Genomic DNA, 15,766 nt, shown 5'->3' with positions numbered 1-15,766 from the left:
GTCGGTACCCAAAAGAACCGGACGCCGAAACGCCTATTCAGGCGTCTCTGTGTCCGGTTCTTTTTCCGCTTGTGCTACAGGCAGAACAAGGGAAATTCGCGTTCCGATTTTTTCACGGCTCAGGACCTCCATGTGTCCGCCGTGACGCTCGACGATCCACTTTGCGATAGAAAGCCCAAGCCCCGCGCCGCCGGTGGCACGGGCTCTGGATTCGTCGGTGCGGAAAAAGCGATCGAAAACCCTTGGAACCGCGTCCGGCTCAATGCCGATTCCATCGTCCTGAACCGTCAGGCGGACCTCCCGGTCCCGGCTCGCGACGGAAATTCGGATTGCGCCCCCGGCAGGCGTATATTTCACCGCATTGTCCACTAAAATCCGCATTGCCTGCTTAATCAGCGCCTCGTCCGCTTCGATCGGCGCAGGCTCCGCCTGAAGCAGGTAATCGTGCCCTTTGTCAATCATCTTCGTTTCGCGAAATACCCGTTTTGCAAGGACGGAAACGTCAAACCGCTCTTTCTGCAAAAGCATCGTATTGTTGTCTCCACGGGCCAGAAAGAGCAGCTGCTCCACCAGCTGCTTCATATTGTCCGTTTCGCTTTTGATTGCCTCTATGGACTCCTGAAGGGCTTTTTCGTCGTTCTTTCCCCAGCGGTCCAGCAGGCTGACGTACCCCTGAATCACGGCGATCGGAGTACGAAGCTCATGGGAGGCGTCCGAGACAAAGCGCACCTGAGCGCGGTAGGATTCGTTGATCCTGTCCAGCATCGAGTTGATGGCACCCGCAAGGTTTTTGAGTTCATCCTGCGTGCTGTTTACCGCAATGCGGGTGTCCAGGCGCGACGCGTTGATCCCGTTGATTTTCCCGGCGAGCGTCTCGATCTCCTCAGGCGTAAACGGCCGGGACTGGTTCAGTCTGCGGGCCGTTTCGGCAAGCTCGGCAATCGGACGCAGCGTTTTTCGGATTCTTCCCGCGCGCGACCGCAGACCGAAAAAAAGCAGCAGCAGCTCGGCGGCCAGGAGAAGGATTAAAACCGTTTTCCCCTGATGAACCTCGCCGCTTAAATCGACCGTGACGACGCAGTCCCGCCCGTTTTTCCGAAGAGCAAGCGCGTAAGCCATTCCGTCAAGCCGGTGAAGCAGGGAAGCGCCGCTGCTTTCCGGGTAGGTCAAATAGCGCTCCCCCGACAGCGACGGGTCATAAAACAGCCTGCCGAGAAAAGCCGGTATCGCCGTGCCGTCCGGCTTTGTCCCGCTTTCCCTCACCGTCACTCCGCCGCCCTGGAAAACGTCCGATTCTTTGCGTTCAAAGGCGGAAACCGCGAGGACGGCGGCACGCTCCGCCTGACCGGCCGAAACAAGGAACAGAGAAGCGGTAAACAGCAGATCGAGCGCCAGAAAAATTCCGATCATTTCGAAGAAAAAAACCGTGTTCAGCCGAAATACGATCGACCGTCTGGCGCGGTCCTCGGGAGGCTCTTTTCCGGTTTTCGGCGTATCATTCTTCATCTTTTATCACATAACCGACGCCGCGTACCGTGGAAATCAGCCTGATTCCGTATACGTCGTCGATTTTGGAACGTAAAAAACGGACAAAAACGTCCACGGCGTTGGTCTCCCCTTCATACTCATAGCCCCAGACATTTTCCAGCAGGACTTCCCGCGACAAAACCACGCCTTTGTTTTTCATCAGGTAACAGAGCAGATCGAATTCGCGCTTGGTCAGCGGAACGGAATTTCCGTTCACGGTTACTTTCCGGCGCGCAGGATCCAGTACAACGCCGAAAGCGGAAAGCTGTTCGCTTTCCGCCGGTGAGCTTTTTCGCAGGGCGCTGCGAATTCTGGCAAGGAGCTCTTCTGTTGCGAACGGCTTTGTAATGTAATCATCCGCGCCGCCGTCGAGTCCGGAAACTTTATCCATTGTGCTGTCCCTTGCGGTCAGCACGATCACCGGAACATCGGAGGAGCGGCGGATCCTTCGCAGGACCTCCATACCGCTCATTCCGGGAAGCATCAGATCCAGCAGGATCAAGTCAAAGCCGCCTGTCTCGGCAAGCTCCAGCCCGGTGCGTCCGTCCGCCGCCTTTTCAGTCGCATAGCCCTCGTAATTCAGCTCCATTTCGATAAACCGCGCGATCTTCTGCTCGTCTTCCACAATCAGAATTTTCCTGCCCAACCGATTCACCACCCGGCACTCAATTTTTTTTATCCTCGCAGATCGATTTTTTCAAATCGTCCGTCGCGTTCGCCACACTGTCCATGGCGTGATTGACGGAATCCTTGCCAAGGTCCGGCCCCTGAAAGCGATAGCGCAGACCGAAGAACAAACCGACTATCATCAGCGGAAGCGAAACCCAGAATGCGAAAACAAGCAGCAGCACAAGAACCGTTACCGGAATGGAAGCCTTGCACTCGTTTCCCTTCAAAACCTCAAACGTGTTGCTGTTTCCCTTTTGGATCAATTTGAGGCAAAACCTGCCGATCCGTTTCAGCAGCCCGGAAAAGCTCTCTCCCCTGTCCGCTCCACGGAATTCACCCCGCGCCTGTTTTTCGCTGTCGCGCGGAATCTCTTCCGCGCTGCTGTAAAACCCATTTCCCCGGGGAGTTTTCACTTTGCCCTGCTTCTCCAGATAAATCAGCGCTTCCAAAAGATCGCCGCCGGTAGCTTCCAGCGCCGCCTTCGCCTCATCATAGCTTACATTCGCCCGTTCCTTCAATTTTTCAACCTGCTCCAAAGTAACCATTTGATTTGTTCCTCCTTCGTTTCTGTATCTCTAGAGTAACAGGAACGACTTTAAGGACAATTTGAGGATCATTAAAATAGGATTAAAAACATTGTACGAAAACTTTTATTATTTTGCAAGACCAAACAGAAAAAGGCCGCCCCAAACAATCCACAGGATTGCCGGGGCGGTTCTTTTTTCCCGTTTTATGGTACAGGAGAACAACAGATGAACGAAACTTACTTTACTTCTACTTCTGCGCCTGCGCCTGTAAGTTTTTCCTTCATTGCTTCCGCGTCGTCTTTGGAAACGCCTTCCTTGACAGCTTTCGGAGCGCCGTCAACGAGTTCTTTCGCTTCCTTCAGGCCAAGGCCCGTAATCTCACGAACAGCCTTGATAACCTGAATCTTCTGCGCACCGGCGGACTTCAGGATAACATCAAATTCGGTCTTCTCTTCTGCGGCGGCAGCGGCGGCAGCCGGAGCGGCGGCAACAGCAACCGGAGCGGCGGCGGATACGCCGAATTCTTCTTCAAGAGCTTTGACGAGCTCGGAGAGCTCAAGAACCGTAAGGGATTTTACATCTTCAATCAGCTTTGCAACTTTATCAGACATAAGATAGAAACCTCCAAATTAATATATTTTTTTAAGCGGATGCCTGTTGTTTTTCGGCGATTGCGTTCAGAGCAACCACCAGTCCCTTGATCGTACCGTTGAGAACGGTGACCAAACCGGTAATCGGCGCGTTCAAGCCGCGAAGAGCCTGAGCGACCAGTTCCTCTTTCGAGGGCAGGGACGCGAGAGTTTTGATTTCGTCCGCGGTCGCGACCTTCCCGTCAATAAAACCGGCCTTGATTTTAAAAGTGTCGCTCTTATCGGCGTAGCCCGCAAGGATCTTGGCCGGCGCGACATAATCTTCCGAATGGACGGCAATCGCGGTTGTCCCTTCCAGAACACCGTCAAGACCGGAAATGCCGGATTCCTGCAGCGCCAGACGCAGAAGAGTATTCTTGACGACCTTGTACTGGCAGCCTGCTTCACGCAGTTCCCTGCGAAGCTTGGTGTCGGCTTCCACCGTGATCCCTTTATAGTTTACGATAACGCCCGTATGGGCTGCTTTCAGGCTTTCGGAAAGCTGGGAGACAGCCTGCTTTTTCCCTTCCAAAATCTTTTCACTTGGCAAATAGATTCACCTCCGTTGTTTCAGATCAACACGCAACGTAAAAGGCCTTTCCCGCTGCCGCAGAAAAGGCCTTCAACACACAAATGCATATCGAACCTTATTCTCGGCAGGCCGGAAAATCCATTAAGCATACAGCGCCTGCTGTCTTTGAATAAAGAAAAAACTATTGTTTTCAATTATTATAACAGAGAAAACAGTGAATGTCAATAAAAATCAAACGCCGAATTTGTTCGGGTTAATTTTCACGCCGGGGCCCATCGTGGACGCGACAACGCAGGACTTAATATACTGGCCCTTTGCGGCCGCCGGCTTCGCCTTGACAATCGCGCCGAGCAGGGCGTCGAAATTCTCGCGGAGCTTCTCGCTGCCGAAAGAAACCTTGCCGATAACGCAGTGAATAATATTGGACTTGTCGAGCCGGTACTCGATCTTACCGGCTTTCGCTTCGGTAATTGCCTTTCCAATCTCGCGGGTAACGGTTCCGGCCTTCGGGTTCGGCATCAGTCCGCGGGGACCGAGAATTTTACCCAAGCGCCCGACCTGGCCCATCATGTCGGGCGTGGTGATCAGGACGTCAAAATCCATCCAGTTCTCGCTCTGAATCTTCTGAACCATTTCCTCGGCTCCGACGTACTCAGCTCCGGCCGCTTCGGCTTCTTTCGCCGCATCGCCTTTGCAGAGTGCGAGCACGCGCACGGTTTTGCCGGTTCCGTTCGGAAGAACGATGGCGCCGCGCACCTGCTGGTCCGCATGGCGGCTGTCAACGCCGAGCTTTACGTGAATTTCGACGCTCTCGTCAAATTTTGCCGTGCCGGTCTTTACGCAAAGATCAAGGGCCTCATTCGCGTCATAAAGGCTGGAACGGTCAATCAGCTTTGCGCTGTTGTTGTATTTTTTTCCGTGTTTCATTGGTTATCCTCCCTGTGAAGTGGTAAAATCGGATTCATACTTCCTCCCACCTGGGCCTTTGATCAGTCCGCGACTTCAACACCCATGCTGCGCGCGGTTCCGGCGACCATGCTCATGGCCGATTCAATGGAAGACGCGTTCAGATCGGGCATCTTGGTCTCGGCGATCTTACGGATCTGCTCACGGGTAATTTTAGCCACCTTGGTTTTGTTCGGCTGACCGGAAGCCGTTTCGATTCCGCATGCCTTTTTGATCAGGACCGCGGCGGGCGGCGTCTTGGTGATAAACGTAAACGAGCGGTCGGCGTATACCGTGATGACAACCGGGATGATCATTCCCGCTTCGCCTTTTGTGCGCTCGTTGAATTCTTTTGTAAACGCCATAATGTTAACGCCGTGCTGACCAAGCGCAGGTCCTACCGGCGGCGCCGGCGTAGCTTTGCCGGCAGGTATCTGGAGCTTAATAAAGCCCGTAACCTTCTGAGCCATTTTACTGCACCTCCAAAATTCGTGGTTGATGGCGGAACGGCTGCGCCGTTCCTCCCACAGGGGTGATGCCCCTCATAACAGGCGGGGAATCCGCCGTATTACCGAAAAATAAAATCATTCCATCGCCTGAGCCTGGTTCAGCTCAAGCTCAACCGGCGTTTCGCGCCCAAACATGGACACCGTAACGTGAACCCGGTTCTTTTCCTTGTCGACTTCTTCCACAACACCGACAAACCCTTCCAGCGGGCCGTCGATAATCTGGACCGAATCGCCGACATCGTAGGAAACCTCAATCTCTCTTTTCTCAACGCCAAGCCTTGCCACTTCCTCATCCGTTAAGGGAATCGGTTTTGAGGATGGGCCTACGAATCCGGTGCAGCCGCGGATATTCCGCACCACATACCAGGACTCGTCGGTTAAAATCATTTTTACAAGGACATAGCCGGGGAAGATCTTCCGCTCCACATCGCGTTTTTTGTCATCTTTGATTTCGGTGACGGTTTCGGTCGGAACCAGAATCTGCTGGATCAGGTCGTGAAGCTGGCGGTTTTCCACCGTTTTTTCAAGATTGGAGGCTACCTTGTTTTCATAGCCGGAATAGGTGTGGACCACATACCATCTTGCTTCCTCTGGCAAAGAAAACCCTCCGCTTCTTCAGATTATTTTGCGACGTTCATAATCAGCCCGAGCAGGTTGACCAGCAGCGTGTCCAGTCCGAAAACAAACAATCCGATTACGATAATGGTCGCCAGAACGACGCCGGTGTTTTTGAATACCGACCGCGGGGTGGGCCAGACCATTTTCTTGGCTTCGCTTTTGGTTTCGCGAAAGAATTTAGAAATACTTTTGCCAGCTTTGGTAAAGAAGTTTTCTTTCTTTCCACTTTTATCGGCCATAATTTCTTTTGTCCCTCCGTCCGGATTACTTCGTTTCTCTGTGAAGCGTATGTTTCCTGCAGAACCTGCAGTACTTGGTCATCTCAAGCCTGTCCGGATCATTCTTTTTGTTCTTCATCGTGTCATAGTTGCGCTGTTTGCATTCTGTGCAGGCTAATGTTACCTTGGTTCTCATGACGGCACCTCCCGCTGTACGGAAAAAATTTTTAAGCCCCTGAAAGAAGCTTCGGCCTCCCTCAAAATAAACGGGCACAAAAAAATAACCCCTTTATCGAGGTATAGACATCATAGCACAATCGTTTTTTTCTGTCAAGTTTTTTTTAGTAATCATTTTATATTTTTTACACATTTTCCCATTTTGGACCGATTCTGAAAAAGGCGCGCAGCCGCAAAACGTTAACCTTCTTTACGGCTGTGCTTTCCTTGTTTCGGAGTCATAGGAATCGTCAGCGGTTGAGCAAGGAATCCGCCGTGAATTTTTTCGGCTTCTTTTTCTTTTCCGGCTTTACTTTTTTGCCCTTCATCTTCAGGGCGGATTTGTAGCTTTTCAGCAGATCCTCGTTCATCTGGGCACGAACGCCCTCAACGGCCCTTTCCCCTTCGATCCCATTGAGGACGACAATCGTGATGATGGACCTCACGTCCATATCGCCCGCGATATAGAGGTCGTTCAAGAGCTGGCAGCAGCGCGCAATGCGGTCTTTTTCCGCCGGGTTGTTCACCAGGGCGTTGATCTTCGGAAGAAGCCGTTCCCTTGCAAACGTAACCGACCGGACGTCGCCGTAAACGGCTTTTTCTTCATTCAGCTCATCCTTCAGTTCGGGAAACAGCCCGAGAAACCGATTGAAAAAGAACAGCGGATCGACGTTATTGTCGTCGTCCTTTTTGCGTTTTTTTCTCGCTTTAACCGCCGCCGTCTGCTTTGGGCCGGTGAGGGTTTCCGTAAAATCCTCCACAATACTCTGTGCCTGAGCCGGCGTGTCAGTATCCGGGTCGTAAAGCCACATGGAAAGGGTTTTCCACTGGCCGTTCGGCTCCTCGCCGTCCATGTCGCAGGTACGCAGCGTAAAGCGCTTGCCGTTCTCCTGATACAGAACGCTGTAGGCGGCTCCTTCCCCGAGGAACAGGACCTCGCGCCCTTCTTCCTTTTTTACTTCGCCTTCCGTTCTGCGGAACCCCTGGCCGTTCAGGGCCGTTTCAACACTGCCCGTCACCATTTCAAATACTTTTTGATCCATATGGTTCGTTCACTCCCGAATCTCAACTTTAACCTAACTTTTTATCTAAACTTTCCGTTCCATTTCCGTTCAATTTTTTGCTTACAGACAGTAATTATACTTGATTATACTACATAAACATTTTTTTGTCACCATACAATTTATAAGGTCCGTATTTCCGGAAATAAGCGATTGCGTGCGCGGCGGCGTTGTGCTATCATATATATTTGTAGAATTCTGTTTGCACAAAGCCTGCTTTTTTAAAAATGCTGCTCTGCAGGACTGTTTGCGGAATTGCAAAGCAGGTGCTGCAATGGAGGATGAAGGAATGAACCGTAAAAAAATTGCCGTCCTGTTTGGCGGCTGTTCTTCTGAACACGAGGTTTCCCGCGTTTCCGCGTATTCTGTGATCAGCAATCTTTCCAAGGAGAAATACGAAATCTACCGTATCGGAATTACCAAGGACGGGCGGTGGTATCTTTATGAGGGACCGCTGGATTCCATTCCCGACGGAAAATGGGAACAAAGCGAACAAAAGCGTCCCGCTTACCTGACCCCGGACCGGGGAGCTGCCGGTTTCGCCGTGTGCGGGCCGGACCGAACCGAAATTCTGAAAGTCGACTGTGTGTTCCCCGTTCTGCACGGCAGAAACGGAGAGGACGGAACCGTCCAGGGCCTTCTGCAGCTTTCCGGACTTCCGTTTGTCGGCTGCGGAACCCTCAGCTCCGCCGTGTGCATGGATAAGGCGGTCACCCACACGCTTTTAGCCGGCGTCGGCATCAAACAGGCACAGTACCTATGGTTCTATTATTCCAGATATTTAAAGAACCCTGATAAAGTTCGCATTAAAATCGGCGCGAGGCTCGGTTACCCGGTTTTTGTAAAACCCGCGGGTTCCGGGTCCTCCGTCGGAGTCAGCCGCGTAAACAGCGAAGAGGAACTGGACGCCGCAGTCAGACTGGCTGCGACGGAAGGTGAAAAAATTCTGGTGGAGGAAGCCGTATCCGGGCAGGAAGTGGAATGCGCGGTACTGGGCAACGAAGAGCCGGAGGCCGCCGCGCTGATCGGCGAGATTGCCGCTTCCGCCGCTTTCTATGATTATGACGACAAATACAAATCCGGAAAATCGAGGCTGTATATCCCGGCGCGCCTTTCCGACGAAGTGACTCAGGAACTGCGCGCAATCGCCGTCAGAGCCTACCGTACTCTGGGCTGCCGCGGGTTTGCCCGAGTGGATTTCTTTGTGCGGGGCAAGACGGAGATTCTGCTCAACGAATTGAACACGATCCCCGGCTTCACCCCAATCAGCATGTATCCGAAGCTTTGGGAGGCCTCCGGTCTCTCCTACGGCGGACTTCTCGACCGGCTGATCGAACTGGCTCTGGAAAAAGCCTAAACCGTTCCTCATGGAACGAAACGGGCGGGAACGGAATCACCAATTACTTATCTATAGGAGTATAGAATGCAGGAAAACTATTTGATATCGATCAAAGGACGCCAGAGAGTCGACGACGAGACCGGAGAAGTGGAACTGACCACGTTCGGTTCCTATGTCCGACGAGGCGACAGCCGTTATATCGTGTATAAGGAATACACATCCGAGGATAAAAACACAACGAGAACGTCCATCCTGAAAGTAGACGGAGGAAACAAGGTGACGCTGATGCGCGGCGGTGAAGACAGCACCCGCCTGATTCTGGAACGCGGCAAGCGCCACCTTTGCCAGTACGACACCGAGTTCGGCAACATGATGATCGGCGTTTTTACCAGCCGGGTTCAGTCCGAACTCAATGATCTGGGCGGAAAACTGGAAGTCAGCTACACGCTGGACATCAACTCCAGCCTCTCCAGCCAGAACGAGATTTTCATCACCATCAAGGAGGCAAACAACAAGGATGTCGAAATTAGCGCTGCAGGCAACTGAACAACTGAGGGGCGCCATCCGCGAGGCCATGCAGAAGGCGATGGAGAGCGGGACCCTGCCCAAAGCTCCCCTGCCCGAATTTACCGTTGAAATCCCCGCGGACCGCACGCATGGGGACTGGGCAACCAACGCCGCCATGGTCGGCGCGAAAAGCTTTCGCTTCCCCCCGCGTAAAATTGCTCAGGCCATCGCGGACCATATCGACCTTTCCGGCACCTATTTCGACCGTTCGGAAATTGCCGGACCCGGCTTTCTGAATTTCTTTTTTAAAAGTCAATTTTACTCCGATGTTTTAAAAGACGTAATCGCCCTCGGCGACGGCTACGGCCGCAGCGATTTCGGTCAAAAGGAAAGAATCATGGTGGAATTTGTTTCCGCCAACCCCACCGGACCGATGCACATGGGCAACGCCCGCGGCGGAGCGCTGGGCGACTGCCTCGCCTCCGTTCTGGACGCCGCCGGATACGACGTCACCCGGGAGTTCTATGTAAACGACGCCGGAAACCAGATTGAAAAATTCGGGGCTTCGCTGGAAGCGCGCTATCTTCAGATTTATCTGGGGGAAGAAACCGTGGAGTTTCCGGAAGACGGCTACCAGGGGGACGATATCCGCGAGCGCGCAAAAGAGTTCGCCGGCGAAAACGGCGACCGCTTTGTCAAGGCGGATTCCGCTGAACGCCGCCGGGCACTGGTCGATTTCGCCCTTCCGAAAAATATCGGCAAGATGAAAACAGACCTGGAAAAATACCGCATTCGTTACGACGTCTGGTTCCGCGAAAGCACGATTCACGAAGACGGTGAGCTGCAGGAGACAATCGATCTTCTGAAAAACCGCGGCATGACCTATGAAAAGGACGGCGCGCTGTGGTACCGCGCGACGGCGCTCGGCGCAGAAAAGGACGAGGTCCTGATCCGCCAGAACGGAAACCCGACTTATTTTGCGGCGGACATCGCCTATCACCGCAACAAATTCTCAAAACGGGGCTTTGACCGCTGCATCGACGTATGGGGCGCGGACCACCACGGCCACGTCGCGCGGATGAAAGGCGCGATGGACGCCGTCGGGCTGGACGGCGGCAAACTGGACGTCGTTCTGATCCAACTGGTCCGGCTGGTGCGCGGCGGCGAAGTCGTCCGTATGAGCAAGCGCACCGGCAAGGCAATCGGGCTTGCCGATCTTCTGGACGAGGTTCCCGTGGACGCGGCGCGTTTCTACTTCAACCTGCGCGAAGCCACCTCCCAGATGGAATTCGATCTGGACCTCGCCGTACAGCAGGATTCCCAGAACCCGGTTTATTACGTCCAGTACGCGCACGCGAGAATCTGCAGCATCCTGAAAAATCTGGCGGCGGAAGGAATCTTTCCGCGCGACTGCACGGACGAGGAGCTGGCTCTGCTGAATTCGCCCGAAGAAATCGAGCTGATCCGCCATATTGCTTCGTTTACTTCCGAAATCGTCGCCGCGGCGCAGAATTACGATCCGGCGCGGATCACGCGGTATGTCATCGAGCTTGCGACATTGTTCCATAAATTTTACAACATGCGCAGAGTCAAGGGCGAAGAGGAGCCTTTAACCGCGGCGCGGCTTTTCTTGTGCCGCGCAACCATGACGGTCCTTCGCAATGTGCTTTCCATGTTTAAAATCACGGCTCCCGAAAGCATGTGAGCCGTTCAGAAATGCAGGTGTAAAGAAAGAAAAATGGAATTACTTGATCGGCTTCCTCTTCTTCTGGACCCGATTCCCGATTTTCACGCCGCCGGAATGCCGGCCGGCGCCGAACCAGAACTCTGGCTTACGGAGCACCCGGACGCGGCAAGGGATCTGCTGCGCGGATTTCTTGCCGCCGGGGCTCAGGTTCTGCGCGCGCCCACGCTGGCGGCGAACCGGTTCTGCCTGCCCGACTGCGACATCTCCGGACTGAACCGGCAGCTGCTTGACCTCGCCCGCAGCGCCGCCCGGCCCGGAATCCCCGTGGGCGGAGCAATCGGCCCCAGCGGTCTGTTTGTGCCGCCGCACGGCGAATCCGACTTTGACGATATTTTTGACGGATACCGGGAACAGATCAGGGCCCTGGACGAAGGCGGAGCCGATTTCCTTCTTTTGGAAGGATTTCACGCTCTTTCGGATCTTCGCGCCGCCCTGCTTGCCGCCCGAACCACCGGCCTTCCGGTGATCGCGCTGATGTCCGTTGATTCCGACGGGAATACCATGACCGGCGGAAGCCTTCTGCCTGGGCTGATCACCCTTCAGTCCATGGGGGCGGACGCGGTCGGACTCTGCTGCACCGCAGAGCCGGACCTTGCCGAACAGTTTGGGCGCGCACGGCAGCACGCGGCGGTGCCGTTTGCCGTCCGGCTTGAAGCCGCGGGTCTGTCTCCCCGGCAGCTGGCCGAGGCGGCCGTTTCGTTTTTAGACGCGGGCGTCGGATTCTTGGGAACGGGGACCGGGGCCGAGCCGGAACACCTGAAAGCCCTTGCGGAAATCCTAAAAGATTCCAGCCCCCCCATGCTGCCGGAAGAGCCGGACTGCGACGCCGCCGCCATTGAACAGGAAGCCTTTTTCCTGGGCGACGATATTATTCTAAGCGAACCGATCCGCTGCACCAGTTCGCTTGAAGACGACCTGATTGATCTGGACGACGAACAGGTCACCGCCGCGCTGGTAGAAATAACCGGCATGGACGACGCGGTTCTGCTCGGCACCGTCGGCGGCATGACCCGGCTGCCGATTGCGGTTCATGCAGATACTCCGACGGTTCTGGACGCAGCGCTGCGGTATTTTCAGGGCAGGCTGATCGTTGACTCCGATTGTCAGATTGAACGCGAAATATTGGAGCCGCTGGCCGCGAAATACGGCGCGATCATCTACTGAGCATCGTGCCTCCGCATCAATGCTCCGCCGTTTCCCCAGGCTCGGCTGAGTCCGGGCCGGAATAGGGCCGCTCCGGCTCCATCCACTCGTCCCAGCTCAGGAAACCGAGGCACAGGGACGCAATCCCGAAAAAGCAGGCGACCACGCCGGTCGTCAGCGCCCAGTTTGTAATTCCGAACGGCCCGATCACCATGGAGATCATCGCGAGGACAAGCCCGATGTCGAAAAAAAGCATTGCGAGTCTTTCATTGCTCATTTCAGTTCCTCCAGTCCGTTTGCAAAATCAGCCAGCTGCGGAAGGGTCAGCCGCTCCGCCCGCGTTGCGGGGGGAATTCCGACATCCTGAAGCACCCGGAGCACCTGCTCCTTTTCAAGTCCCAGCCCGGAAGACACGGAGTTTAAAATCGTTTTTCTCCGTTTGCCGAACGCCGCGCGGACAAGGGCAAAAAAGCCTTTTTCACTGAGTACCCGAACCGCCGGTCCGTCGAGCACGTCCAGCCGGATCACGGCGGAATCCACATTCGGCCGCGGATAGAACGAAGTTCTGGGCACTTCGAACAGAATCTGCGGTTTCGCATAGTAGCTGACCGCCGCGCTCACGGCTCCGCAGTCCCGGCTGCCCGGCGGAGCACACAGCCGCCGCGCCGCTTCCTTCTGCACCATGACCGTCAGCGAGGACACGGGCAGCCGTTCCTCCAGAAACCGCATCAGCACGGGCGACGTGATATAATACGGCAGATTGGCGCAAACCGAAATTTTCATTGTGCCGAATTTTTCCTTCAACAGCTCCGCGAGGTCCAGTTTCAGCACGTCCCCCTGAACAATCTCCACATTCCGGCAGGAGCCCAGCGTTTCCCCAAGGACCGGCAGCAGGCCTTTATCCAGCTCCACCGCGACCACCCGGCCGGCCCGCGCGGAAAGCTCGCGGGTTAATACCCCGAAACCGGGGCCGACTTCCAGCACCCCTGTGGTTTCATCCGCTCCGCACTCCCGCGCCATGCGCGGGCAGACGGCCGGGTCGATCAGAAAATTCTGGCCCAGAGACTTTGAAAAGCGGAAGCCGTGCCGTTTCAGCACCGCCTGTATGGTTGAAAGGTCCGTCAACTCCATGTTGCTGATCCTCCGATCTCTCTTCTGCCTTTATTATAGCATACCCTGATCCGAATTTCCATTTCAAGCATTTCTGCGATTTACTGGGAGGACTTTTTATGAAGCGCACCGACAAGGCAAATTATTATCTCGACATTGCGGAGACCGTTCTGGAACGGGGGACCTGCCTGAGGCGCAATTTCGGCGCGATCATCGTCAAAAACGACGAAATTGTGTCCACCGGCTACACCGGCGCGCCGCGCGGCCGAAAAAACTGCATCGATACCGGAATCTGCGTACGGGAATCCTTAAAAGTTCCGCGCGGAGAACGTTATGAGCTGTGTCGTTCCGTCCACGCGGAAATGAACGCGATCATCAGCGCTTCGCGCGGGGACATGATCGGCGCCACGCTTTACCTGGTCGGCCGGGAGGCAGACTCCGGCGACTACGTTGCCCACCCCGCTCCGTGTTCGCTGTGCAAGCGGATGATCATTAACGCGGGCATCACCCGTGTCGTGGCGAGAAACACAGCCTCCGACTTCACCGTGACGGACGTGCAGGATTGGGTGGAAAACGACGAGTCCCTCGCCGGAACGTTCGGGTACTGACCGCTATTGAAAGCATCGGCCCTCGCGGCGCCTTCCGGCTGCCGCGAGGGCCTTTTCCAAAAAGACGGTTATTTACAAAACGGAAGCGTCTGCGCAAGTTCGGTATTTTGCCTTTTCTCCTCCCACGCGGCGTTCATCGTAACAACCGATACCGTCAGCACATCCCCGTTCATTTTTCTTTTTTCTCCTGGTTGCCGGCCCTGTCCGCTTCGTCCCGCTTCCCAAACGCGCGGTCGGCCGCTTCCCGCGCAAGGTCAACCAGAATTCTATCATTGTCGTCCCCGTCCTTCTGCGGCCTGGGCGGAATCTCCGCATAGACCTCTCCCACTCTGGACCGCATCCACAAACCTGGAATGATCCTCATGGAATATCCGCAGCCCGGCTCGGTGATCCAGTCGTAAAACTCGGCGCGCGGAAGCCCGTATGCTGCAAGAATGCTCATCAGCACCCCGCCGTGCGCCACAAGTACCGCGGAAGTCATGCCGGAACGCATCAGACCTTCCACAATCTTTTCAAACGCCGCGCAGACCCGCCGGGAAAACGCCGCGCCGTCCTCTCCGTTCGGCGGCGTGACCGGTTCCCCGTTTCCGGCGATCCACCGGCGGAAACGGCCGTCTTCCCGCGCGATTTCTTCCGCCGTTTTTCCCTCCCAGTCCCCAAAATCACATTCCCGCAGATCGGGGATCAGAATCGGTTTGGCATCCGGATATAAGATCTTCATTGTGTCGGTGCAGCGGCGCAGCGGGCTGCAGAGATACGCCTGAGCCTGAGGGTATGGGTGTTTTTCCCGCAAAGCGCGAAGATGCTCCGCCCCGTGTTCGGAAACAGGCAGGTCCGTTGAACCGATATATCTGCCCTGCTCGTTTCCTTCTGTCGTTCCATGGCGGATCAGATGAACGGTATAGGATTTCATAATGCTCTCCTTCAGCGCCGCCCCTGCCGTTTTGCTCAAGATACGGAAAATATCGGAAGTCCCGGCACGATATCTAGCGGCTTTACAAATTGTTATATCTATTGTATACTTTACATTGCGTTTATTATACAGGATTCGACAGGGGATAGTCAAATGAACAACAATTTTGCCCGGATTATTACTTTACTGCGCAAGGAACGAGGATACAGCCAGAAAAGAGCCGCCGGGGACCTCGGCGTTTCTCAGGCGCTGCTTTCCCATTACGAAAAGGGAATCCGTGAATGCGGACTTGACTTTGTAGTCCGGGTCGCGGACTACTACAGCGTATCCTGCGACTACCTGCTGGGCAGGACGCCGCACCGCAGCGGAGCAACGATTTCTGTGGAGGATATCCCCGAGCCGGATGCGGTGGGCAAAGAAAACACCCTGCGCGGGAGCCTGCTGCCGGTACTGAATAAAAAACTGATCGCAAATTCCCTGAATATTATTTTCGGAATTTTGCAGAAATGCGGAAACAAAGCTTTGACCATGGAAATTTCCGCCTATCTGAATCTTTCCGTTTACAAGGTGTTCCGGATGCTGTATTCCGCGAACCTTAAAAATCCGCAGGGGCTTTTCTCGGTGCCCTTAAAGCTTGGCGCAGGCCGGTCCGCAGCGGCGCAGCAGATCTCGCTGTCCAACGCGGAATGCCTGATTTCCGGCGATAAGGTCGATGAGATGGAGGGTGTGGATAAAAACGCGCTGCCTTCCCTTTCCCCCGAAAAGCTGTCCTCGGAATATCCCCTGTTTGCCTCTTCGCTCTTCAACCTGATTCAGAATTCGGAATTGCGGATGGGAGCAAAAAAACAAATCAAATAAAATTATAGCACGGCCTTTATCGTTTGAAAACGGCAAAGGCCAAAATTGGGCAAAATGAAGCCGGAGCGCGCAGCGCTCCGGCTTTTTCAG

Annotated in this window: 20 protein-coding genes and 1 other annotated feature; of the genes, 6 read left to right on the top strand and 14 right to left on the bottom strand. The window is 54.7% G+C overall.

The features are described 5' to 3' along the window. Window positions 1–33: 33 nt before the first annotated feature. From CAFE_RS10125 to CAFE_RS10075, 11 genes are all read right to left on the bottom strand, one after another. On the bottom strand, window positions 34–1,506 hold the full coding sequence (locus CAFE_RS10125) for a sensor histidine kinase (RefSeq protein WP_156990569.1): 1,473 nt from the start codon (window positions 1,504–1,506) through the stop codon (window positions 34–36). Further along, window positions 1,496–2,173, bottom strand: a complete 678-nt coding sequence (locus tag CAFE_RS10120) for a response regulator transcription factor (protein WP_083210274.1) — start codon at window positions 2,171–2,173, stop codon at window positions 1,496–1,498. Before CAFE_RS10120 ends, CAFE_RS10125 begins: the two co-directional genes overlap by 11 nt. Window positions 2,174–2,192: 19 nt before the next feature. Beyond that, window positions 2,193–2,741 carry a DUF4342 domain-containing protein gene (locus CAFE_RS10115; protein ID WP_156990568.1) on the bottom strand — a complete coding sequence of 183 codons (549 nt, stop codon included), beginning with the start codon at window positions 2,739–2,741 and terminating at the stop codon, window positions 2,193–2,195. A 218-nt stretch (window positions 2,742–2,959) separates the two neighbouring features. Beyond that, entirely contained in the window at window positions 2,960–3,334 is a 375-nt protein-coding gene (gene rplL / locus CAFE_RS10110; protein WP_066649917.1) for a 50S ribosomal protein L7/L12, read from the bottom strand. Window positions 3,335–3,365: 31 nt separating this feature from the next. Further along, window positions 3,366–3,902 carry a 50S ribosomal protein L10 gene (gene rplJ / locus CAFE_RS10105; protein WP_066649914.1) on the bottom strand — a complete coding sequence of 179 codons (537 nt, stop codon included), beginning with the start codon at window positions 3,900–3,902 and terminating at the stop codon, window positions 3,366–3,368. 28 nt (window positions 3,903–3,930) lie between these two features. Further along, window positions 3,931–4,071 (bottom strand) — a sequence feature (ribosomal protein L10 leader region). Window positions 4,072–4,115: 44 nt separating this feature from the next. Then, window positions 4,116–4,811: a 50S ribosomal protein L1 gene (gene rplA / locus CAFE_RS10100; RefSeq protein WP_066649911.1), complete on the bottom strand. Its 696-nt coding sequence runs from the start codon at window positions 4,809–4,811 to the stop codon at window positions 4,116–4,118. A gap of 62 nt (window positions 4,812–4,873) precedes the next feature. Beyond that, complete coding sequence (gene rplK / locus CAFE_RS10095) at window positions 4,874–5,299, bottom strand: 50S ribosomal protein L11 (RefSeq protein WP_066649909.1); 426 nt, start codon at window positions 5,297–5,299, stop codon at window positions 4,874–4,876. Between the two features lie 114 nt (window positions 5,300–5,413). Further along, on the bottom strand, window positions 5,414–5,935 hold the full coding sequence (nusG, locus tag CAFE_RS10090; RefSeq protein ID WP_066649906.1) for a transcription termination/antitermination protein NusG: 522 nt from the start codon (window positions 5,933–5,935) through the stop codon (window positions 5,414–5,416). A 23-nt stretch (window positions 5,936–5,958) separates the two neighbouring features. Next, window positions 5,959–6,195 (bottom strand): preprotein translocase subunit SecE, encoded by a 237-nt coding sequence (gene secE / locus CAFE_RS10085; RefSeq protein ID WP_066649903.1) that lies wholly within the window; start codon window positions 6,193–6,195, stop codon window positions 5,959–5,961. A 25-nt stretch (window positions 6,196–6,220) separates the two neighbouring features. Next, a complete protein-coding gene (gene rpmG, locus CAFE_RS10080; RefSeq protein ID WP_066650113.1) occupies window positions 6,221–6,370 on the bottom strand; it encodes a 50S ribosomal protein L33 in 150 nt (49 codons plus the stop codon). A 271-nt stretch (window positions 6,371–6,641) separates the two neighbouring features. Continuing rightward, window positions 6,642–7,433, bottom strand: a complete 792-nt coding sequence (locus CAFE_RS10075) for a DUF7674 family protein (RefSeq protein WP_156990567.1) — start codon at window positions 7,431–7,433, stop codon at window positions 6,642–6,644. Between the two features lie 307 nt (window positions 7,434–7,740). On the opposite strand from CAFE_RS10075, the gene CAFE_RS10070 reads away from it, so the two are divergent. The 4 genes from CAFE_RS10070 (at window position 7,741) to CAFE_RS10055 (ending at window position 12,208) form a co-directional block, all read left to right on the top strand. Beyond that, on the top strand, window positions 7,741–8,808 hold the full coding sequence (locus CAFE_RS10070; RefSeq protein ID WP_156990566.1) for a D-alanine--D-alanine ligase family protein: 1,068 nt from the start codon (window positions 7,741–7,743) through the stop codon (window positions 8,806–8,808). Between the two features lie 66 nt (window positions 8,809–8,874). Further along, on the top strand, window positions 8,875–9,336 hold the full coding sequence (locus tag CAFE_RS10065; RefSeq protein WP_066649896.1) for a YwiB family protein: 462 nt from the start codon (window positions 8,875–8,877) through the stop codon (window positions 9,334–9,336). Next, the gene (argS, locus tag CAFE_RS10060; protein WP_066649894.1) at window positions 9,308–11,002 is read left to right on the top strand and encodes an arginine--tRNA ligase; all 1,695 of its coding nucleotides are present in this window, start codon (window positions 9,308–9,310) and stop codon (window positions 11,000–11,002) included. The genes CAFE_RS10065 and argS overlap by 29 nt, the downstream gene beginning before the upstream one ends. Before the next feature lie 33 nt (window positions 11,003–11,035). Further along, entirely contained in the window at window positions 11,036–12,208 is a 1,173-nt protein-coding gene (locus tag CAFE_RS10055; protein ID WP_066649891.1) for a homocysteine S-methyltransferase family protein, read from the top strand. Window positions 12,209–12,224: 16 nt separating this feature from the next. On the opposite strand, the gene CAFE_RS10050 is transcribed toward CAFE_RS10055, so the two are convergent. Both CAFE_RS10050 and rsmA read right to left on the bottom strand, forming a co-directional pair. Beyond that, window positions 12,225–12,464 (bottom strand): hypothetical protein, encoded by a 240-nt coding sequence (locus CAFE_RS10050; protein ID WP_066649888.1) that lies wholly within the window; start codon window positions 12,462–12,464, stop codon window positions 12,225–12,227. Further along, window positions 12,461–13,318, bottom strand: a complete 858-nt coding sequence (gene rsmA, locus CAFE_RS10045; protein WP_156990565.1) for a 16S rRNA (adenine(1518)-N(6)/adenine(1519)-N(6))-dimethyltransferase RsmA — start codon at window positions 13,316–13,318, stop codon at window positions 12,461–12,463. Before rsmA ends, CAFE_RS10050 begins: the two co-directional genes overlap by 4 nt. 98 nt (window positions 13,319–13,416) lie before the next feature. On the opposite strand from rsmA, the gene CAFE_RS10040 reads away from it, so the two are divergent. Further along, on the top strand, window positions 13,417–13,905 hold the full coding sequence (locus CAFE_RS10040; RefSeq protein ID WP_066649882.1) for a deoxycytidylate deaminase: 489 nt from the start codon (window positions 13,417–13,419) through the stop codon (window positions 13,903–13,905). A gap of 169 nt (window positions 13,906–14,074) precedes the next feature. Here the strand turns inward: CAFE_RS10040 and CAFE_RS10035 are convergent, their stop codons facing one another. Then, a complete protein-coding gene (locus tag CAFE_RS10035; protein ID WP_156990564.1) occupies window positions 14,075–14,818 on the bottom strand; it encodes a histidine phosphatase family protein in 744 nt (247 codons plus the stop codon). Window positions 14,819–14,971: 153 nt separating this feature from the next. Between CAFE_RS10035 and CAFE_RS10030 the strand changes: the two genes are divergently transcribed. After that, a complete protein-coding gene (locus tag CAFE_RS10030) occupies window positions 14,972–15,676 on the top strand; it encodes a helix-turn-helix domain-containing protein (protein WP_066649877.1) in 705 nt (234 codons plus the stop codon). Window positions 15,677–15,766 lie beyond the last annotated feature (90 nt).

This window comes from Caproicibacter fermentans, from assembly GCF_009746625.1.
Classification (GTDB): Bacteria; Bacillota; Clostridia; order Oscillospirales; family Acutalibacteraceae; genus Caproicibacter; species Caproicibacter fermentans.
The sequence above is the reverse complement of the archived record's forward strand: the minus strand, read 5'-3'. Positions and strand labels throughout refer to the sequence as shown.